The organism is Desulfovibrio sp. SGI.230, assembly GCF_050313065.1.
Taxonomy (GTDB): domain Bacteria; phylum Desulfobacterota; class Desulfovibrionia; order Desulfovibrionales; family Desulfovibrionaceae; genus Desulfovibrio.
Map to the genome: position 1 here is coordinate 14,735 of NZ_JBNPKS010000020.1, position 18,757 is coordinate 33,491.

General features: G+C 64.2%; 17 protein-coding genes. 11 read left to right on the plus strand and 6 right to left on the minus strand.

Translation table 11 applies throughout. The features are described from left to right. The first annotated feature begins 671 nt into the window (after positions 1-671). From ACQRAG_RS11390 to ACQRAG_RS11400, 3 genes are all read left to right on the plus strand, one after another. Positions 672-2,414 carry an aldehyde ferredoxin oxidoreductase C-terminal domain-containing protein gene (locus ACQRAG_RS11390; RefSeq protein WP_168935837.1) on the plus strand — a complete coding sequence of 581 codons (1,743 nt, stop codon included), beginning with the start codon at positions 672-674 and terminating at the stop codon, positions 2,412-2,414. Positions 2,415-2,500: 86 nt separating this feature from the next. Then, a complete protein-coding gene (locus tag ACQRAG_RS11395; RefSeq protein ID WP_006006681.1) occupies positions 2,501-2,740 on the plus strand; it encodes a MoaD/ThiS family protein in 240 nt (79 codons plus the stop codon). Positions 2,741-2,753: 13 nt separating this feature from the next. Beyond that, positions 2,754-3,698, plus strand: a complete 945-nt coding sequence (locus ACQRAG_RS11400) for a HesA/MoeB/ThiF family protein (RefSeq protein ID WP_427805329.1) — start codon at positions 2,754-2,756, stop codon at positions 3,696-3,698. 399 nt (positions 3,699-4,097) lie between these two features. Here ACQRAG_RS11400 and ACQRAG_RS11405 read toward each other — a convergent pair whose 3' ends face one another. Genes ACQRAG_RS11405 through ACQRAG_RS11415 form a run of 3 tightly spaced genes read right to left on the minus strand, consistent with a single transcriptional unit; the run spans position 4,098 to position 7,503 of the window. After that, positions 4,098-5,321, minus strand: a complete 1,224-nt coding sequence (locus ACQRAG_RS11405) for a DNA polymerase IV (RefSeq protein ID WP_427804193.1) — start codon at positions 5,319-5,321, stop codon at positions 4,098-4,100. Between the two features lie 44 nt (positions 5,322-5,365). After that, a complete protein-coding gene (locus tag ACQRAG_RS11410; protein ID WP_304038119.1) occupies positions 5,366-7,084 on the minus strand; it encodes a cation:proton antiporter in 1,719 nt (572 codons plus the stop codon). Continuing rightward, entirely contained in the window at positions 7,081-7,503 is a 423-nt protein-coding gene (locus ACQRAG_RS11415) for a secondary thiamine-phosphate synthase enzyme YjbQ (RefSeq protein ID WP_297159036.1), read from the minus strand. The genes ACQRAG_RS11410 and ACQRAG_RS11415 overlap by 4 nt, the downstream gene beginning before the upstream one ends. Positions 7,504-7,672: 169 nt before the next feature. Between ACQRAG_RS11415 and sppA the strand changes: the two genes are divergently transcribed. Then, positions 7,673-8,761, plus strand: coding sequence for a signal peptide peptidase SppA (gene sppA, locus ACQRAG_RS11420; RefSeq protein WP_337464547.1), 1,089 nt, complete (start codon positions 7,673-7,675; stop codon positions 8,759-8,761). Positions 8,762-9,027: 266 nt separating this feature from the next. Here the strand turns inward: sppA and ACQRAG_RS11425 are convergent, their stop codons facing one another. Further along, positions 9,028-9,798 carry a TlyA family RNA methyltransferase gene (locus ACQRAG_RS11425; protein ID WP_168935833.1) on the minus strand — a complete coding sequence of 257 codons (771 nt, stop codon included), beginning with the start codon at positions 9,796-9,798 and terminating at the stop codon, positions 9,028-9,030. A 459-nt stretch (positions 9,799-10,257) separates the two neighbouring features. On the opposite strand from ACQRAG_RS11425, the gene rpmE reads away from it, so the two are divergent. The 3 genes from rpmE (at position 10,258) to prfA (ending at position 12,693) form a co-directional block, all read left to right on the plus strand. Next, on the plus strand, positions 10,258-10,470 hold the full coding sequence (gene rpmE, locus ACQRAG_RS11430) for a 50S ribosomal protein L31 (protein WP_040369638.1): 213 nt from the start codon (positions 10,258-10,260) through the stop codon (positions 10,468-10,470). A gap of 129 nt (positions 10,471-10,599) precedes the next feature. Then, the gene (locus ACQRAG_RS11435; RefSeq protein ID WP_239463937.1) at positions 10,600-11,586 is read left to right on the plus strand and encodes a DUF1385 domain-containing protein; all 987 of its coding nucleotides are present in this window, start codon (positions 10,600-10,602) and stop codon (positions 11,584-11,586) included. Positions 11,587-11,622: 36 nt separating this feature from the next. Next, entirely contained in the window at positions 11,623-12,693 is a 1,071-nt protein-coding gene (gene prfA / locus ACQRAG_RS11440; RefSeq protein WP_168935832.1) for a peptide chain release factor 1, read from the plus strand. 133 nt (positions 12,694-12,826) lie between these two features. On the opposite strand, the gene ACQRAG_RS11445 is transcribed toward prfA, so the two are convergent. After that, on the minus strand, positions 12,827-13,153 hold the full coding sequence (locus ACQRAG_RS11445) for a hypothetical protein (RefSeq protein ID WP_204626445.1): 327 nt from the start codon (positions 13,151-13,153) through the stop codon (positions 12,827-12,829). A gap of 333 nt (positions 13,154-13,486) precedes the next feature. Here ACQRAG_RS11445 and truB point away from each other — a divergent pair, with 333 nt between their 5' ends. The 4 genes from truB (at position 13,487) to ACQRAG_RS11465 (ending at position 18,137) form a co-directional block, all read left to right on the plus strand. Beyond that, positions 13,487-14,413 carry a tRNA pseudouridine(55) synthase TruB gene (truB, locus tag ACQRAG_RS11450; RefSeq protein WP_287439016.1) on the plus strand — a complete coding sequence of 309 codons (927 nt, stop codon included), beginning with the start codon at positions 13,487-13,489 and terminating at the stop codon, positions 14,411-14,413. A 25-nt stretch (positions 14,414-14,438) separates the two neighbouring features. Beyond that, a complete protein-coding gene (gene rpsO / locus ACQRAG_RS11455) occupies positions 14,439-14,708 on the plus strand; it encodes a 30S ribosomal protein S15 (RefSeq protein WP_040369636.1) in 270 nt (89 codons plus the stop codon). 171 nt (positions 14,709-14,879) lie between these two features. After that, positions 14,880-17,132 (plus strand): polyribonucleotide nucleotidyltransferase, encoded by a 2,253-nt coding sequence (pnp, locus tag ACQRAG_RS11460; RefSeq protein ID WP_427804194.1) that lies wholly within the window; start codon positions 14,880-14,882, stop codon positions 17,130-17,132. 15 nt (positions 17,133-17,147) lie between these two features. After that, positions 17,148-18,137: a hypothetical protein gene (locus tag ACQRAG_RS11465; protein ID WP_168935828.1), complete on the plus strand. Its 990-nt coding sequence runs from the start codon at positions 17,148-17,150 to the stop codon at positions 18,135-18,137. A gap of 440 nt (positions 18,138-18,577) precedes the next feature. On the opposite strand, the gene ACQRAG_RS11470 is transcribed toward ACQRAG_RS11465, so the two are convergent. Further along, positions 18,578-18,757, minus strand: a 180-nt coding sequence (locus ACQRAG_RS11470; protein ID WP_427804195.1) for a hypothetical protein, incomplete at its 5' end; no start/stop codon positions are given.

Here is an 18,757-nt window from a genome sequence, read left to right on the forward strand (position 1 = left end):
ATATAGAATAAGAGGATACTTTTTATTTGCTCTTTAGCAGAGGGCAGTTGGGAGCGCAACCACGGTAATCTTTTCTGTGGAAAAGAGCTCCTGTATGGGGATGGATTTTAAGATCTGTCCCCATACATCTTTTCTAAGAGTCTTTTTTAAATATCATGCTGTATTATGCTCTGTTTTGCAGTTGACTAAAAAATTATGTGCTGCTTTTTTAACAGCCTTTTTTGCTGGTTATGACAGCTTTGTTCCCGGTCAAAGACAACGGTCAGGGCTGCTGAAACGAAACACGCTTTTCCCTGTTTTTTCGAGGAAAGGCGTGTTTCGTTTTTCTGTCGCCAACGGTCTTTTCGAGGGCTGCCAGATGGTTAGTCTGCATGAGGGGAAGGCAGTTTTTCCGTCCTGACTCTCAACCAAAAACACGCTTTTGCTCCAGACTTGGATATTGCCGGGCAAAAGCGTGTTTTTTGTCGTGTTTTATGAAATTTTTTTAAGAATCAGCGCTTCAAAGGCCGCATCCCTGCCGGAAGCGTGTCCGTTTTGGGGAGGGGCAGGGCCGGAAGCGTGTCTGTTTTTCCGTTTTCTTGACCAATTTTTTTTTGCGGGACTAAGGTGGGTCAAACTGGATGGATGTACTGCTGAACTGCCTTGTTTCGCATCAATCAAAGGAGAGTTTCATGTTCCGTTTCCTGCGGGTCAACATGGCCGCCAAGACCTGTGTGTTTGAAGATATCCCCGAAGAATACGCCGGTCTGGGCGGTCGTGCCCTGACCTCCACCATCGTGGCGCGCGAAGTCAACCCCATCTGTACGCCGCTGGGCCCCCACAACAAGCTGGTGTTCGCTCCCGGCCTGCTGGGCGCCACCAACAGCCCCAACGGCAACCGTATTTCTGTGGGCTGCAAGAGCCCCCTCACCGAAGGCATCAAGGAATCCAACTCCGGCGGTCAGCCCGGCGGCCATCTGGCCAAGCTGGGCATCATGGCCATCATCGTTGAAGACATGGCCACCGAAGGCGAATGGTGGCAGCTGGAACTGAGCAAGGACTCCGCCAAGCTGGTGCCCTCCACCGTGGCCGGCCTCAACAACTTCGACGCCGTCGCCAAACTGGTGGAGACCTACGGCGACAAGTGCAGCTATGTGACCATCGGCCGCGCCGGTGAGTTCAAGCTGACCGCCGCCAGTATCGCTTTCACCGACCGCGAGCTGCGTCCCATGCGTCACGCCGGCCGCGGCGGCGTGGGCGCCGTCATGGGTTCCAAGGGCCTCAAGGCCATCATCATCAACCCCGAGGGCGGCAAGAACCATCCTCTGGCGGATGAAAAGGCCTTCCGCGAAGCTTCCAAGCGCTTCGCCAAGGCTCTGACCGAGCATCCCATCACCGGCAAGGGCCTGGCCGAATACGGCACCGGCGTGCTGGTGAACATCCTGCACGAAGCCGGCGGTCTGCCCACCGCCAACTTCACCGTGGGCCAGTTCGACAAGCACGAAGGCGTGTCCGGCGAGACCATGAACCGCCTGACCAAGGAACGCGGCGGCGAAGGTGCCGTGGCCCACGGCTGCATGAGCGGCTGCATCATCCGCTGCTCCGGCCTGTTCCCCGACAAGCAGGGCAAGTTCCAGAGCAAGTGGCCTGAATACGAGACCCTGTGGTCCTTCGGTCCCCACAGCGGCATCAGCGACATCGACGCCGTGAGCCGCTTCGACTACATGTGCGACGACATCGGTGTGGACACCATCGACGTGGGCGTGGCCGTGGGCGTCGCCATGGCCGGCGGCGGCATCCCCTACGGTGATGCCGAGGCCGTGAAGGCCGCCATGCAGGGCATCAGCGACGGTACCCCCCTGGGCCGCATCATCGGCTGCGGTACCGCCACCACCGGCCGCGTGTTCGGCGTGCGCCGCGTGCCCTGCGTCAAGGGCCAGAGCCTGCCCGCGTACGATCCTCGCGCCGTCAAGGGCGTGGGCGTGACCTACGCCACCACCCCCATGGGCGCCGACCACACCGCCGGTTACGCCGTGACCGCCAACATCCTGAGCTGCGGCGGCAAGGTCGATCCGTTGAAGCCCGAAGGCCAGATCGAACTGTCCCGCAACCTGCAGATCGCCACGGCCTCCGTGGACTCCGTGGGCCTGTGCCTGTTCACCGCCTTCGCCATCCTGGACATCCCGGATGCCCTGGCCGCCATCGTGGACATGCTCAACGCCAAGTACGGCTGGCAGCTGACCGGTGACGACGTGGTCACCCTGGGCCAGCGCATCCTCTCCACCGAAATCGACTTCAACCGTCGTGCCGGCATCACCGAATCCGCCGACCACCTGCCCGATTTCTTCGTGGACGAGCCCGTGGCCCCGCACAACACGACCTTCGACATCTCGCACGAAGAGCTGAAGACGGTCTTCAACTGGATCAAGAAGTAGCATAGACTGAGACCGGGCCCGCCTTTGGGGCGGGCCCGGATCGTCACACTTTTTCTTGACCGGCGGACGCCATCATCGGAGGCAGCATGAGCATACTCGTCAAACTGAGCACGACCCTGCGGGACTATGTACCGGGATATGACCCAGAAGCGGGGATAACGCTTGATGCGCCCGAAGACGCCACGGCTGCCGATGTGGCAAGGATGGTGGGACTGCCGCTGGAAGAGATAAAAATCGTCATGATCAACGGGCGTCAAAAAGAGGTCCAGAGCAAGATATGCGACGGTGCTCGTGTGGCCTTTTTTCCTGCTGTCGGAGGAGGTTAGACGCCCGTTGATCATGACACCCATCACATCGCCATCCCCTGGGGAAGGGGCATGTTCCGCAGCGTTCCCGCCCTGGACTGCGTCCAGGATACGGGAGCGCCTCGGCGCGTTCCTGCACGACGGCTCGCTGGCCTCATGGGCCGGGCCGCATGTGCTGCGCCGGGCTGCGGACGGTACGCCCTTCGTCGGCGGCACTGCCATCCGGCAGCTGGCCGCAGGGGCCGTCCTTCCCGAACGGGAGGTGATGGTCGCGCTCCTGCAAGACGGCATCTGGCCGGAACGCTTCCGTAGAAACTACGGTGTTTTTTCCGCTGATGCAATGGTTCATCTGTTGCAAACTCGTGTCTTCGTGCTGGGCTGCGGCGGTCTGGGCGGGCATGTGGCCTCCCTGCTGGCGCGGCTGGGCGTGGGGGGCCTGCGCCTGTGCGACAGCGACATCTTTGAGGAGAGCAACCTCAATCGTCAGTATTTCTGCACGGAAAGCACGCTGGGCCAGCCCAAGGCCGTGGCCACGGCGCGCGGTTTGTGCGACATGGCAGGCTATCTGGCCCTGGATGTGCGGCATGCGGAAGCGGATGAAAAAAATTTGCCGGACATGCTGCAAGATGTGGATGTGGCCCTGGATTGTCTGGACGACCTTGCGCTGAAAATGCTATTGGAAGAACGTTCCGCCGCGGCGGGGGTGCCGTTCGTGCACGGCTCCGTGCTGCGGGCCGAGGGCTTCGCACGCGCGGCCCGTTCCGGGCGCCTGCATCTGCGGGAACTCTACGCTTCCGGGCTGACCAGCGAGGAAGCGGGCAGTGCCCGCCACGAAGGCGTCATCGCCACGGCCCCGGCCGGGGTGGCCTGCCTGATGGTCTCCCTGTGCCTGCGCCTGCTGCTGCGGCCCGATGCCGGGGATTCGGCCCTGTTCCATGCCGATCTTTCCGTGCCGGAACTGGAACGCTTTGCATTTTAGCCATTGCGCCCTGCCGGGCATCTTTTTGCGGAGATGGTCTGACAGCGCACACCATATTTCTCCACAGCCGACTACCTGCGCCCGACGCACAGGCGGGCAGGCAGTGCGGGGCTGCCTTGGGGGGCGGCCCGGCCGGAAGAATTCTCCTTCTTCCGGCCTTTTTTGTTTTTGTGGGGGAAGGGGCGTTTTTTAGTAAAAACTGCCCCTTCCCCCACACCCCCAACCCCGAAAAAACTTTTATCAAGGTGTGGAGACTGGTCCCCGTCGTTGTCTGACGGGGACAGGGCATCCATTATGTGAAACGGCAAAAACAATGACAGGCCGCCTCGTCAGGGGCGGCCTGTCTGGTAAAGCGCGCTGGGGAAGGGGAGGGGTTCCCCCTCCCCTCAAAACATCATCCTAATCATCCTCGCCATCATCGCGTGGGCGGAAGAGGCGGCCGCGCTGGACGGCCTGTTTGCCGAATTTGCCCCGCAGGTTGTCCAGGGCGGCGTCCAGACGGCGGCGCCGGGCCTCCTGCTCGGGGTCGCGGCCCTGTACGCCGCGGAATACGCCGGGCAGCAGCTCCTGGGTGGGGGCGTTGCCGAAACCGGACACGCCCAGGCCGATGAGCCGCACCGGCTGGGGCAGGGCTTCGGCTTCCAGCAGGGCGGTACCGGTCTCGTAGATGGTCTCGGTGCTGTCCGTGGCTTCGGGCAGGGTGCGGGATCGGGTGATCTGACGGAAATCCGCGAATTTGACCTTGAGGGTCACGGTACGGCCGCGCAGGCCGTGACGGCGCAGCGAGGCCCCCACGCGCTCGGCATGACCGAGGAGCATGGTCTTGAGGAATTCCCGGTCGCGGGTATCGCGGGCAAAGGTGGTCTCGGCGCTTTCGCTCTTGGCCTCGTGTTCGGGCACCACCGGCCGGGGATCGATGCCCCGGGCCCGGGCGTGCAGCTCCCGTCCCCATTTGCCGAAACGCTGTTCCAGAAGCTCCGGGCCGTAGCGGCGCAGCTGCTCCACGCGGCGGATGCCCAGGGCCTCCAGCTCGGCCACCATGCGCCTGCCCACGCCGGGCAGACGGCGCACGTCCAGCCCGCCCAGAAAGCTGTCCACGTCGTCCGACCGCAGGATGTAGATGCCGTCGGGCTTGTTGATGTCCGAACAGATCTTGGCCAGGAACTTGACCGGCGCCGCGCCCACGGAACAGGTCAGGCCGCCGGTGACCTCGCGCACCCGGGCCTTGATGGCCGGGATGAGCTGCTCCACCGGGCCGAACAGACGTTCCAGCCCGGTGGCGTCCAGATAGGCCTCGTCGATGCTGGCCGGTTCCACCAGCGGGGAAAAGTCCTGCAGGGCGGCCATGATGCGGCCGGATATCTCCACATAACGCCGGCGGTTGCCGCGCACGAAGATGGCCTGCGGGCACAGCCGCCGGGCCGTGGTCATGGGCATGGCCGAATGCACGCCGAAGCGCCGCGCCTCATAGGACGCGGTGGAGACCACCCCGCGCGTCTCGCCGCCGATGATGACAGGCTTGCCGCGCCACTCCGGGTGATCCATCTGCTCCACGGAGGCAAAGAAGGCATCCATGTCCAGATGCAGGATGATGCGGGGAAAAGGATCGGACAAAGACCGCATGAGGCATCCTTTGCCGGGCCGCGGTCAAGACGGCCCGGCGTCGATCAGCTTTTTTGCGTCGAGGGGCTCTCGGCGAAGACTTCGCGTACACGTTCCAGTTCCGCTTCCAGGCCGGTACGTCCCACACCCAGATCATCCAGCAGGAAACGGGACATGCTCAGGGCCACCTCGCGTTCGCCGCTGAAGGCGCCCTCTACGCCCATGTTGCGCAGGCTGTCGGCCTCGCTGGCAAAGGGCGTGTTGACGAAGATGCGCAGATCCGGGTTGATGGCACGGGCGATGGGCACCACTTCCCTGGCCGGGATGGCCGGGGCCGAAAGCAGCAGGGCCTGCGCCTGTGCCAGACCGGCCTCGCGCAGCACTTCGGCCTGGGTGGCGTCGCCGTGGACGGCCGGACGCCCCAGCCCGCGCAGGCGACGGACCGTGTCGATATTGGCTTCCACCACCACCGGCAGCATGCCGTGCGCCCGGACGATACGGCACAGGCTGCGGCCCACGGGGCCAAAGCCCACGACCACCACACGCGGCAGCCCGTCGGCATCGGTCTGTCCGTGCTCCATGCGGGGCAGACGGGCGCCCAGGCCCAGGCGTGCCAGCAGGCGGGCCAGGGCCCCCACGCGCCGGAAGAGCAGCGGATTGAGCGTGATGGAGAGCAGGGCCGCCGGGATGACGGCGTTGCTGATGCTGCTGTCGAACAGGCCGAAGCTGACCCCCATGGCTATGAGGATGAAGGTGAACTCGCCTATCTGCCCCAGCGAAAGGCCTACGGAAACGGCCAGACGCAGCGGCTTGCGGGCCGCGAGGCAGACCAGGAAGGCCAGCAGGGGCTTGAGCAGCACGATGACGCCCAGGGCCAGCAGGAAAAGGGGCCATTGCTCCAGCAGGGCGGCGGGGTCGAAGAGCATGCCCACGGATACGAAGAACAGCACCGCGAAAGCATCACGCAGGGGCAGGGCCTCGGCGGTGGCGCGGGCGCTGAAATCGGACTGGCCCACCACCATGCCCGCCAGGAAGGCCCCGAAGGCCATGGAAGCGTCGAAGAACAGGGCCGACCCCACGGCGATGCCCAATGCCAGTACGATGACCGCCAGCGTGAACAGGTCGCGGGTGCCCGTACGCGCCACATAGCCCAGCAGGGCGGGGATCAGGCGCTGCCCGGCCACGAGGGTGAAGACCGTGAGCGCGCCCAGCTTGAGCAGGGTCTTGCCCAGTATCCACCAGATATTGCCTTCTCCGGCGCCCAGGACAACGGGCAGGAGCACCAGCAGCAGGATGGTGAACAGATCCTCCACCACCAGCCAGCCCAGGGCCACATGGCCGGTAGGGGTATGCAGCACATGGTTGTCGGCCAGGACGCGGGTGAGCACCACCGTGCTGGCCACGGAGACCGACATGCCGAAGACCGCGCCCGCCCAGAGGGAAAAGCCCCAGAACTGGAGCAGGAACATGCAGGACAGTGTCGTGAGCGTGATCTGCACTGCGGCCCCGCCCAGAGCGATGCCGCGTACGGCCAGCAGGTCCTTGAGATGGAAATGCAGGCCCACGCCGAACATGAGCAGGATGATGCCGATCTCGGCCAGTTGCGAGGCCAGCCCCGCATCGGCCACGAAGCCCGGCGAATGCGGCCCCACCAGGATGCCCGCCAGCAGGTAGCCTACCAGAGGCGACAAACGGAGCTTCTGGGTCACGAAGCCCAGGACGAGGGCTGCCCCCAGACCTCCGGTGAGGGTCAGGATCAGGGAAATGTCGTGCGGCATGCTCATGGGCGCGTGCTGTCCTCGCCGGGGAGCCACTGGGCCCAGAGCGTGCGCTGCCGGGGGCCGTCGCCTTCGCACAGATAGATGGACTGCCAGCGGCCCAGCTGCAGCTGGCCGTCCTCCACGATGAGCATCAGGCTGGGGCCGTGCAGGGTGGTCTTGATGTGGGCGTCGCTGTTGCCTTCGGCATGGTCGAAATCAGCGTCCTGCGGCACCATGGCGCTGAAAAAGCGCACCATGTCGCGGCGGACGTCGGGGTCCGCCCCTTCGTTGATGGTCAGGCCGCAGGTGGTGTGCGGCGAGAAAAGCAGCAGGGCACCGTTGCGGCGGCCCTGCTGGCGGCCGCGGGCCACCAGTTCCCGGACCTGGGCGGTGATGTCGCGCATTTCGCAGCGGCTGCGCGTGGCCACGGACAATGTCTCCATGATGGCTCCTTGTTTTTCCTGTTGGATGGGCTTAGGGTCGGGACGCATTCCCCGCCTGCCGCACGGCACGTTCCGGTGCGTCGCGGGCGGCGTGTCCTTGGAGCCTGTCCCGCTGGGGCAGGGGCCGCACTTTGGCGGCCATCCCGGCATTTTTTACCCGAACACTCCCATGCAAATCAATGATCCCGAACGTACCCGGCAGGCTGCGCCCGAGCTGCGTCTGGATGCTCCCGGAGCCGACGACTTCACGGAACATCCCCTGAGCATGAACGGCGAGGCCCCGGCCGGCAAAAGCGTCCGCAACGGCAAGGGTGCCCCGGCGGCTCCTTCCTTCTCCTGCTCCACGTCCTGCCCGCTTTCGCATGTGCCGCAAAAGGCCTGGCTGCACCTTTTCCGGGTGCCTTTCCGCAAACGTCATCCCGTGATCTTCTGGGGCCTGCTGATCCTGCTGCTGGGCGGCATCGCGGCCTTCATGGTCTCCCAGGCCACCGGTCTGGGCAGCGAGCGCATCGCCCTGGTGCGCGTGACCGGCCCCATCATGGACATCGACGCCCAGCTGCGCTGGATCGACAAACTGGGCCGCATGCCCGGCGTCAAGGGCGTGCTGGTGCGCGTGGATTCCCCCGGCGGCGGTGCCGCCGCCTCGCAGGAACTGTATGAGGCCCTGGCCCGTCTGGGCAAGGACAAGCCCATCGCCGTCAGCATGGGCAGCACGGCGGCCTCCGGCGGCCTGATGGTCAGCATGGCGGGCAAGCGCGTCTTCGCCAATGCCTCCACCGTGACCGGCTCCATCGGCGTGCGTATGGACATCCCCCAGATCCGGGGCCTGCTGGACAAGCTGGGCCTTGGCCGCCAGACCCTGACCACCGCCCCCTACAAGGACGCCGGTTCCATGCTGGAGCCGCTCACCGCGGAAGAAAAGGCCTATTTCCAGGGCGTGCTCAAGGACATGCACGAGCAGTTCGTGGACATCGTGGCCCAGGGCCGTCATATGGATCGCGCCCGCGCCGCGCGTCTGGCCACGGGCAAGATCTTCACCGGCCGCGAAGCCGTGGAGCTGGGCCTTGTGGACGAGCTGGGCGGCCAGCAGGCCGCGCACCGCTGGCTGGCCGATGTCTGCAAGGTGTCCGTGGACCAGCCCCTGCTGACGCCCCCCAGCGAAGACGAATGGTGGGAAAAGAGCCTTAAGACCTGGTTCGGCCTTGATGCCGATGCCCTGCTGGGGCGCGAGGCCCCGGCCTTCCTGTACAGTTTTTAGGGACAGCGGAGCGGGACGCCATCACCCCCTAATGCTTGTCCCGCCAGCCCGATGAACACAAAAAGCCCTGCCTCCAAAAGAGGCAGGGCTTTTTAGCATCCGTACCGGTCGGGTCTTCCTGATACCACAGGACGACCCCTGCTTTTCCCATTTCCTAATAAAGCGCGCTGGGGAAGAGGAGGGGAGCTTGAGGGGAGGGGGAACCCCTCTCGCGCTAGCAGAGGGGTTCCCCCTCCCCTCAAAAAAACACCCCCTCACGGCTCCGGTCAGGGCCGGGCGAAGAGGGCCATATATTCCTGGTTGCCCTTGGGGCCCTTGATGGCGGCGGGCAGCACGCCCCGGCTCTCCAGGTGCAGGTTCTCGGTGCAGAAGCGGACGATCTTGTCCACGGCGCGCTGGCGGGCGGCCTCGTCGCGCACGACGCCCTTGACGGTCTCGCCGGGGCCCAGTTCGAACTGCGGCTTGATGAGCACGGCGGCCAGACCGCCGGGCTTGAGCCAGGTCATGCAGGGCGGCAGGATGAGCGTCAGGGAGATGAAGGACACGTCGGCCACCACCAGGTCCACGGGCTCGGGGATGAGCTCGGGCGCGGCGGCGCGCAGGTTGACGCCTTCCAGATTGATGACGCGCTCGTCGGCACGCAGCTTCTCGTGCAGCTGGTTCTTGCCCACGTCCACGGCGTAGACGCGCGTGGCGCCGTGCTGGAGCAGACAGTCCGTGAAACCGCCGGTGGAGGCACCGGCATCAAGACAGACCATGCCGCTCACGTCGAGCTTGAAATTGTCCAGGATGGTCAGCAGCTTGTAGGCGCCGCGACTGACGAAGCGCTCCTGCCCCAGCAGCTCGAAGACCGTGCCTTCGGGATAGGGATGCCCGGGCTTGTCCACCTTTTGGGGCGGGGCGCCGGGGGGCAGACCTTCGGAGGAGAGCGCCACCTTGCCGGCCATGATGAGACGGCGGGCCTGTTCACGGCTTTCGGCCAGGCCCTGCATGAAGACCAGTTGATCCGCGCGCTGGCGGGCGATTTTTGCACACATGGCCGCACTGTAGCCTGTCGGCCCGGCGCTGGCAACCGGCCCCGGGCGGAGGGGGCAGGCCGGGGCCCGCATACATGGGCGGGGCGTATCCGTTTTTCGGTGGAGATTACCGGCGTGGCCCCGTGTGACGGGATCGGCGGTGGAGGTCCCTGCCCCCGTATCTTCGTCCGGATGGCCGGCCATCTTGCCCCGGATGCCCTCCCGGATGCGCCTGCCGGGGCACGGCCTTCGCCTGCTGTCCGCTGTCCGCAGCAAACGTCCTTATCTTCGGGCCCCTGCCGTGACGGGCGGCCCGGCCTTGCCCGGAGCGGGAAAAAACTCCGGGAAAACGTCCTTCCGCCGGGGCAGGGGACTTGCCAAAGCTGCGTTTATGGGCTATTGATTTGGGCCCTGATGCGCAAAAGCCGCGCAGAAGACGACTATTGACGGCATATGCCGTTGCCATACGAGGTAAGGATCATGAAGAAAGATATCCATCCCAAGGTGTTCAACGCCACCATTACCTGCGCTTGCGGTAATCAGGAACAGGTGCTCTCCACGAAGGGCGAAGAAGTGCACGTCGAAGTGTGCTCCGCCTGCCATCCCTTCTTCACCGGCAAGCAGCGCTTCCTGGATACGGCCGGCCGTATCGACCGCTTCCGCAAGAAGTACGCCAAATTTGAAAAGAAGTAGGCGCTGCCGCGCAAGCGGTGTGCTGCCCCGCGTCTGCTGGACGCGAACGTTATCCCACCTCTGGCGGAGGCGTTGGAATCTTTGGTTTCACGCTCCCGCCGGAGGCTTGGCGTTTTTTTGAGGGAGTCTATGCGCCTGTCCCGTCTTGTTTCCCTGATGCTGACGGCCGGCTGCCCCACCGTGGGCGGGCAGGCCGTTCTGGAAGGCGTCATGATGCGCAATGGTGACGCCTACGCGCTGGCCCTGCGCCGTCCCGACGGCGAGATCGTGGCCCGGCGCATGCCCTGGTTCTCGCTGACACGGCATCCCTGGCTGAAAAAGCCTTTCGTGCGCGGCTTTCCCGTGCTCATCGAGACCCTGGTCAACGGCATCAAGGCGCTCAACCGTTCCGCGGAACATCAGGCCGAAGGTACCGAGGAAGAGCTCAAGGGCTGGCATCTGGTGCTGACCCTGCTGCTTTCCCTGGCCATGGCCGTGGGCCTGTTCGTGGTCGTGCCGCACCTGCTGTCGCTGCTCATGCAGTGGCTGGAGCTGGGCGGCGGGGTGGAAGGGCTCACCTTCCATCTGTGGGACGGCCTGTTCAAGTGCCTGATCTTCATGGGCTATATCTGGGCCATCTCCTTCGTGCCCGATATCCGGCGCGTGTTCCAGTACCATGGCGCGGAGCACAAGGTCATCCATGCCTTCGAAGCCGGGGGCGACGTGGACGCCGCCACGGCGGCCCGCATGAGCCGCCTGCATCCCCGCTGCGGCACCACGTTCCTGCTGTTCGTCATCAGCATCTCCATCATCCTGCATGCGGTGCTGGTGCCCCTGCTGCTGTTCATCTACTGCCCGGAAGGGGCGGTGGCCAAGCAGGCATTGACCATCGTGTTCAAACTGCTGCTCATGGTGCCCATCAGCGCGCTGGCCTATGAGCTTATCCGTTACGCTGCCCGCATGCCCGACGGCTTCATGGCCACGCTGCTGCGGGCCCCCGGCCTGACCCTGCAGCGCATGACCACGGCCGAGCCCGACGAGCGCCAGCTCGACGTGGCGGTGGTGGCCCTGCGCGAAGCCCTGGGCGCCCAGGCGGGCGACAATATCATCACGGCTCCCTACCGGCGCGACGCCTAGTCGCCCCGGCGGGGCCATACATTTTCTGGAGTTCGCATGTTTGCCAAGCTGGAAGGTCTTGAAAAAAAGTATATGGAGCTTGAACAGGCGCTTGCCCAGCCTGACGTCTACAATGACCAGGATCAGTACCGCAAGCTGACCAAGGCGCATGCGGACCTGCGCGACGTGGTGGAACTGTTCCGCCGTCATCGCAGCCTCACGCAGGAACTGGAAGAGAACAAGCAGCTCCTGCACGACAGCGATCCGGACATCAAGGCCATGGCGCAGGAAGAGATCGCCGCCGCCGAAGCCGAGCTGCCCGAGCTGGAGCACAAGATCAAGGTGCTGCTGCTGCCCAAGGACCCGCTGGACGAAAAGAACACCATCCTTGAAATCCGCGCCGGTACCGGTGGTGAAGAAGCGGCCCTGTTCGCCGCCGACCTTTTCCGCATGTACACCCGCTATGCCGAGATCAAGGGCTGGAAGGTGGAGATCATGAGCGAATCCCCTTCCGACAGCGGCGGCTACAAGGAAATCATCTGCCTCATCTCCGGTGACCGCGTGTACAGCCACCTCAAGTTCGAGGCCGGTACCCACCGCGTGCAGCGCGTGCCCGCCACCGAGACCCAGGGCCGCATCCATACTTCCGCCGCCACCGTGGCCGTGATGCCCGAAGCCGAGGAAGTGGACGTGGAGATCCGCCCCGAAGACCTGCGCATCGACATCTACCGCGCCTCCGGTGCCGGCGGCCAGCACGTCAACAAGACCGAGTCCGCCGTGCGCATCACCCACATCCCCACCGGTACCGTGGTGACCTGCCAGGACGAACGTTCGCAGCACAAGAACAAGGCCCGCGCCATGAAGGTGCTGGCCTCCCGTATCCTGGCCGCCGAGCGCGAGCGCCAGAACAACGAGCTTTCCGCCGACCGCAAGGCCCAGGTGGGCTCCGGTGACCGCTCCGAGCGCATCCGTACCTACAACTTCCCCCAGGGCCGCTGCACCGACCACCGCATCAACCTGACCCTGTACTCTCTGGACCGCATCATGGAAGGCGAAGTCGAGCCCCTGTTCGAGGCTCTGGCCACCGCCGCCCAGACCGAGGCCCTCAAGGCCGAGGCCGAAGCCTAGGCCCGCAGACGATTTTCCGAAAAGAGAGGACGGCCCGTCGGATGCTTTCCGGCGGGCCGTTTTTTTAGGCAGACAGCCTGCCGGGGCTGTCCCGGCGTATCGGGATGCCGGATGGCTGCTGCGAATGTCCGGTCTAGCGGCAGAAGAACGTCGTGTCGCGGGCATATCTCCCGTAGCCGTGGTGCCGGGTCATGTCGTAGGCCGCGACGGCCGCGACCAGCAGGACGGCCGCCACCAGCAGGGGGACCACCAGCGAGCGCATGCCCAGGTAATGGCGCAGGGGCTTGCTGTTGATGCCCATGTGCAGCAGGGCCGCTACCATGAAAGCCACGCCGAAATATTTGTGCAGATGCATGACGGTGCGCGAATCGAGGTGGAGCAGGATCAGCCCTCCGGTCAGGATGAGCACGACGGACGTGATGAGAAGGGCGATGCTGACTATCTGTCTGTAGTTGTTCATGGCCTGCCCCCATACTGGCTTGGATGCCGGATGCTACATCAATGCGGATGGCGGGTACAGGCTTTCGGTCGGGCCCGGGGCAGGGCCCGGCAAGCGGCCGCGTGGGAGGATCCTGCGCGCATCCGGTTGGCCCGGCGGCCGTATGCGGTATCTCCGTAAAAGTCCGGCAAGGCGGGCAGCGTCAGATAGCCTTCCCGGACAATTCGCCGTCCCCGCCGCGCGGCGGGGACCCACAAATCGCTTGACCTTTGGCCCGCAACAGGCTATTGCCTGCCGCCATATGCCTGCGCTTTTGACTTCATGCCGCAGGCTTGCTATCATTATTTTTTGCGTATGACCGAACAGACTTCCACCGCCGCACGCAAACCGGCGCCGCTGCCCCAGCTGGACGGCGTCCTGGTGCTCAACAAGCCTTCCGGCCCCACGTCGGCCCGCTGTCTCTCGGCGCTCAAGCGTCTGGGCCAGCGCAAGATCGGCCACGCGGGCACCCTGGACCCCATGGCTTCCGGCGTGCTGCTGGTGCTGTTGGGACAGGGCACCAAGATCGCCTCGCATCTTCTGGCCGACGGCGGCAAGGTCTACAGCGGCCAGTTGCGCCTGGGCCTCACCACCGATACCTGGGACATCCAGGGCGAGGTGCTGACGGAATCCCCGTGGCAGCAGGTGACCGAAGCCGATGTGCGCGCCGAGGTGGCCCACTGGCTGACCCTGCACGAGCAGGAAGTGCCCGCCTATTCCGCGGCCAAGCACGAGGGCCAGTCCCTCTACAAGCTGGCGCGCAAGGGCAAGGAAGTGCCCAAAAAGGTCAAAAGCATGGAAATTTCGCAAGCGGACGTGCTCGAGGTCGAGCTGCCGTTTGTACGCTTTCGGGTCGCATGCAGTTCCGGCACCTATATACGCTCCCTGGCCCACAGCTTGGGGATGCGACTGGGATGCGGAGCCGTGCTCACGGAACTGACCCGGGAGTACAGTCACCCCTTCGGTCTCGAAGGGGCCTGCGGACTGGACGAACTGTCGGCCGATCCGGGCCTGCTGGTGAAGCACCTGCGCCCCCTTGCCGAGGCGCTGCCCCACTGGCCGGTGCTGGAGCTGGACGAAGCCGCCGAGGCCCGCATCCGTAACGGCATGGCCATCCCCTGCCGCGACGATGTGGGCGACAAGGCGCTTTTGCAGCGTCAGGGCATGCCCCTGGCTCTGGCCCGCCGTTCCGAAACGCCCCAGGGTCCCTGCTGGACCGTGCTGAGGGGCCTCTGGAATTAACTTACATCCGTAAAGGAGAACTGCTGTGGCTATGGACGCTGAACAGAAGAAAGTGGTTATCGACGCTCACGCCAAACACGAAGGCGACACCGGCTCCCCGGAAGTGCAGGTGGCCCTGCTGACCGCCCGCATCGAAGGCCTGACCGGTCACTTCAAGGTGCACAAGAAGGACTTCCACTCCCGCACCGGTCTGCTGAAGCTGGTTGGCCAGCGCCGCAAGCTGCTGAACTACCTGAAGAAGAAGGACATTCAGCGTTACCGTGCGCTGATCGCCAAGCTCGGCCTGCGCAAGTAATTACGATGGTTTGAGAGGGGGGGCCAAGCCCCCCCTTTTTGCAATCTCGCCTCACGACAACATTTAGCAGGAAGGGGGGTCCGGGAAGACCGGGCAGCACCCGTGGCCCAGGGCCGCACAGCGGGGCGCTGTTGCCCGCTTTTGCCGGAATCCCCTTCATACGAGGTCCACATGAACCAGGATATCTTCAATCCTACCCGCGTCACGGCCACCGTGGGCGGCAAGGAAATCATTTTCGAGACCGGCCGTCTGGCCAACCAGGCCCACGGCGCCGTCTGGGTGCAGTGCGGCGGCACGGTGGTGCTGGTGACCGTCTGCTCCCAGGCTCTGGAGTTCGACAAGGGCTTCTTCCCCCTCACCGTGGAATATTCCGAAAAGATGTACGCCGCCGGCCGTATCCCCGGCAGCTTCTTCCGCCGCGAGATCGGCCGTCCCTCCGAGCGTGAGACCCTGGTCTCCCGCCTCATCGACCGTCCCATCCGTCCCCTGTTCCCCAAGGGCCTGAACGAAGACGTGCAGGTGCTGGCCAGCGTCATCTCCGCCGACCAGGAGAACGAGTCCGACGTGCTGGCTCTGACCGGCGCTTCCGCCGCCGTCATGCTCTCGCCCCTGCCGTTCGAAGGCCCTGTGGCCGGTGGCCGCATCGGCCGCATCGACGGTCAGTTCGTGCTCAACCCCACCTTTGAAGAGCAGGAGCGCAGCGACCTGAACATCGTGTTCGCCGCTTCCCGCGATGCCCTGACCATGGTGGAAGGCGAAGCCACCTTCGTGCCCGAAGACGTCATCATCGACGCGCTGGAATGGGGCCGCAAGGAGATCCAGCCGCTCATCGACGCCCAGCTCAAGCTGAGCGAACTGGCCGGCAAGGAAAAGATGCCCTTCACCCCCCATCAGGACGATCCGGTGCTGGTGGCCCGCGTGCAGGAACTGGCCCGCGAGGCCGGCATCGAAGAAGCCCTGCGCGTGCCCGAAAAGCTGGCCCGCAAGGACGCCCGCAAGGCCGTCAAGGACAAGGTCATGGAAGCCCTGCTCAATGACCCCGCCTGGGCCGAGAGCGAAGCCCTGAAGGAAGTGGGCGAGATCATCGGCGACCTGGAAAAGAAGATCGTGCGTGCCCGCATCGTCAACGAAGGCGTGCGCATCGACGGCCGCGACACCAAGACCGTGCGCCCCATCCAGATCCAGACCAGCGTGCTGCCCCGCGCCCACGGTTCGGCCATCTTCCGCCGCGGTGAGACCAAGTCCCTGGTGGTGACCACCCTGGGCTCCTCCACCGATGAACAGCGCATGGACAGCCTGAGCGGCGACGTGACCAAGCGCTTCATGCTGCATTACAACTTCCCGCCCTTCAGCGTGGGCGAAGTGAAGCCCGTGCGCGTCTCCCGTCGCGAGATCGGCCACGGCGCCCTGGCCGAGAAGTCCCTGCGTCCCGTCATGCCGGCCGACGCCGACTTCCCCTTCACCGTGCGCGTGGTCTCCGAGACCGTGGAATCCAACGGCTCCTCTTCCATGGCTGCCGTGTGCGGCGGCTGCCTCTCCCTCATGGATGCCGGTATCCCCATCAGCGCCCCTGTGGCCGGTGTGGCCATGGGCCTGATCAAGGAAGGCGACAAGTTCATCGTGCTCACCGACATCCTGGGCGATGAAGACGCCCTGGGCGACATGGACTTCAAGATCGCCGGTACCGCCGAAGGCGTCACCGGCGTGCAGATGGACATCAAGATCACCGGCCTGACCACCGATATCATGCGCCAGGCCATGCAGCAGGCCCACGAAGGCCGCCTGCACATCCTGGCCGAGATGGCCAAGGCCCTGCCCGAGCCGCGCAAGGAACTGTCGCGCTACGCTCCCCAGCATGCCGAGATCTTCGTCAATCCTGACATCATCCGTCTGATCATCGGCCCCGGCGGCAAGAACATCAAGGCCATCACCACCGCCACCGGCGCCTCCGTGGACATCGAAGATTCCGGCCGCGTGTCCATCTTCGCCCCCACGGCCGACGCCCTGGAAAAGGCCCGCGAGATGGTCACCTACTATGACCAGCGTCCCGAACTGGGCAAGAACTACACCGCCAAGGTCAAGAAGATCATGGAGATCGGTGCCATCGTCGAAGTGCTGCCCAACGTGGAAGCCCTGGTGCATGTCTCCCAGCTGGACGTGAACCGCGTGGAACAGCCCGGCGATGTGGCCCGTCTGGGCGAAGACATGGTGGTCAAGGTCATCGAGATCAACGGTGACCGCATCCGTGCCAGCCGCAAGGCTGTGCTGCTGGAAGAACAGGGCCATCCCTGGAACCCCGAAGAGACCGCCCGTCCCCAGCGCGATCGCGGTGACCGCGGCAATCGTGGTGACCGTGGCGATCGTGGCGGCCGTCGTGAACGCGGCGACCGTGGCGACCGTGGCGGCAGGGGCGACCGTCGTTAATCGGAGGCACGAGCCATGACCAAGAAGAGCAAGGCCGAACAGGTCGAAGAAAAAGTGCAGGACGCTGCTCCCGCTGCCGAACAGGCGGAACAGATGGAAGGCGCCGACGCTGCCCGTCAGCCCTCGGAAGAAGAGCTGAAGGCCATGCTGCGCGGCGAGAACCGCCAGCATGACGAGGCCCTGGGCGATGCCTGGGCCGTGCTGCTGGGCCAGAACCCCATGGCCGTCATGCCGCAGGTGGTGGGCACGGTGCTGCACGATGGCGGCACCCGCCCCGCCTGGCAGTGGAAGCGCAGCGGCAAGGATTACGTGCTCATGGCCTGGCCCAAGGACCAGCCGTCGCGTGCTGCCGTGCTCATGCAGGCTGACGAAGGGGAAAAGTTCAAGCCCCTGTCCGCCGTGCCTTTCCTGGAAGGCCTGCCCAATGACCTGACCGTGGAAGACATCCATCCCTGGAGCCAGGGGGGCGGTGCCAACGTGGCCGTGAGCATGATCGAGGGCAAGAACCCCATGTGGTTCTATGATCCCCTGTATCTGCGCGACAAGGATGACCTGACCCCCGGCGTCACCCAGACCTTCCTGCTGTCCGGTCTGGCCATCGCCCTGCGCAAGGCCCTGCTGGATGACGTGAACATCACCCAGGGCCCCCAGTACGAAGCCTGGGCCGCCCAGTGGCTGGCCGAGAACCCCGGCAAGACCCGCCTGGACGTGCCGCCCCTGAAGATCTCCATGACCGGCCGTCAGCTCATCATGCCCGGCCGCCGCTTTGCCGAATACCAGGTGCGCACCAAGGTGGAGCGCGTGGACGACGTGAAGCTGGAAAAAATGGACATCAAGGTCCTGTACGTGCGCTTCCCCTTCGACCAGCGTCCGGACATGGTGCTGCCCATCTACGCCAGCAAGATGGTCCTGCGGGATTACGATCCCCAGGAAGGCGATGAAGTGGATGCCTATGTCTGGCTGCAGGGTCGTGTCATCGACATGGATGAAAGCCCTGCGCAATAATCCTGCACCCCAGGAACTGATGAAGGCGCCCTGCTGCAAGGCAGGGCGCCTTTTTTATATGCTTCGTGAGGTTCCTGGAAACTGTGATATGGTCAGAAAAATCCATATATTCCAGTGGTCCTGGAGTGCTTCGAGAGCATGGATGCACAGGCAGGGCATGAGAGGGATATGCCAATCCAGGCATGGCGGCTGTCCACACCGGCAGGATGCGGGCTTGCCTGTGGCAGCCAGGGGACTTCATGACTGCGGCGGCGTGTCCCGGACTGCCTGAAGGGGCTCCTTCCGTACTGTTCGGCTTGTGACGGCTGCCTTTCTGTTGTTTGCGGGAGGCTGGCTCTTATGTCATATCATAATGTTTTTATTTGATTTATCCGTACTGCAAACATATTGTATGAAAAATGTCATGAAGCACTTTACTTTTTCTGGGGGAAGACGTACTGTCACAAACAGCTGGTTGAAAAACAGAGCTGCACGACGCGGAAGCGCCTTTTTGACGGTTCGGAAACATTTTTTCGATTTTTTGCGGAAAAATGCTTGACGGTGGAGTTGAAAAGGCGCATAAAGCCGTTCGCGCCAACGAGCTGGCCACGTCCGAAAGGACGACGGGAAAAGAAATTTCC

Excerpts from the sequence above, each read along its gene's own strand:
- ACQRAG_RS11435 (WP_239463937.1), top strand. The coding sequence starts at position 10,600 with ATGCGCCTGTCCCGTCTTGTTTCCCTGATGCTGACGGCCGGCTGCCCC.
- ACQRAG_RS11400 (WP_427805329.1), top strand. The coding sequence starts at position 2,754 with ATGACACCCATCACATCGCCATCCCCTGGGGAAGGGGCATGTTCCGCA.
- ACQRAG_RS11465 (WP_168935828.1), top strand. The coding sequence starts at position 17,148 with ATGACCAAGAAGAGCAAGGCCGAACAGGTCGAAGAAAAAGTGCAGGAC.
- ACQRAG_RS11410 (WP_304038119.1), bottom strand. The coding sequence starts at position 7,084 with ATGAGCATGCCGCACGACATTTCCCTGATCCTGACCCTCACCGGAGGT.
- ACQRAG_RS11405 (WP_427804193.1), bottom strand. The coding sequence starts at position 5,321 with ATGCGGTCTTTGTCCGATCCTTTTCCCCGCATCATCCTGCATCTGGAC.
- ACQRAG_RS11415 (WP_297159036.1), bottom strand. The coding sequence starts at position 7,503 with ATGGAGACATTGTCCGTGGCCACGCGCAGCCGCTGCGAAATGCGCGAC.
- prfA (WP_168935832.1), top strand. The coding sequence starts at position 11,623 with ATGTTTGCCAAGCTGGAAGGTCTTGAAAAAAAGTATATGGAGCTTGAA.
- ACQRAG_RS11445 (WP_204626445.1), bottom strand. The coding sequence starts at position 13,153 with ATGAACAACTACAGACAGATAGTCAGCATCGCCCTTCTCATCACGTCC.
- pnp (WP_427804194.1), top strand. The coding sequence starts at position 14,880 with ATGAACCAGGATATCTTCAATCCTACCCGCGTCACGGCCACCGTGGGC.
- rpmE (WP_040369638.1), top strand. The coding sequence starts at position 10,258 with ATGAAGAAAGATATCCATCCCAAGGTGTTCAACGCCACCATTACCTGC.
- truB (WP_287439016.1), top strand. The coding sequence starts at position 13,487 with ATGACCGAACAGACTTCCACCGCCGCACGCAAACCGGCGCCGCTGCCC.
- sppA (WP_337464547.1), top strand. The coding sequence starts at position 7,673 with ATGCAAATCAATGATCCCGAACGTACCCGGCAGGCTGCGCCCGAGCTG.
- ACQRAG_RS11390 (WP_168935837.1), top strand. The coding sequence starts at position 672 with ATGTTCCGTTTCCTGCGGGTCAACATGGCCGCCAAGACCTGTGTGTTT.
- ACQRAG_RS11425 (WP_168935833.1), bottom strand. The coding sequence starts at position 9,798 with ATGTGTGCAAAAATCGCCCGCCAGCGCGCGGATCAACTGGTCTTCATG.
- ACQRAG_RS11395 (WP_006006681.1), top strand. The coding sequence starts at position 2,501 with ATGAGCATACTCGTCAAACTGAGCACGACCCTGCGGGACTATGTACCG.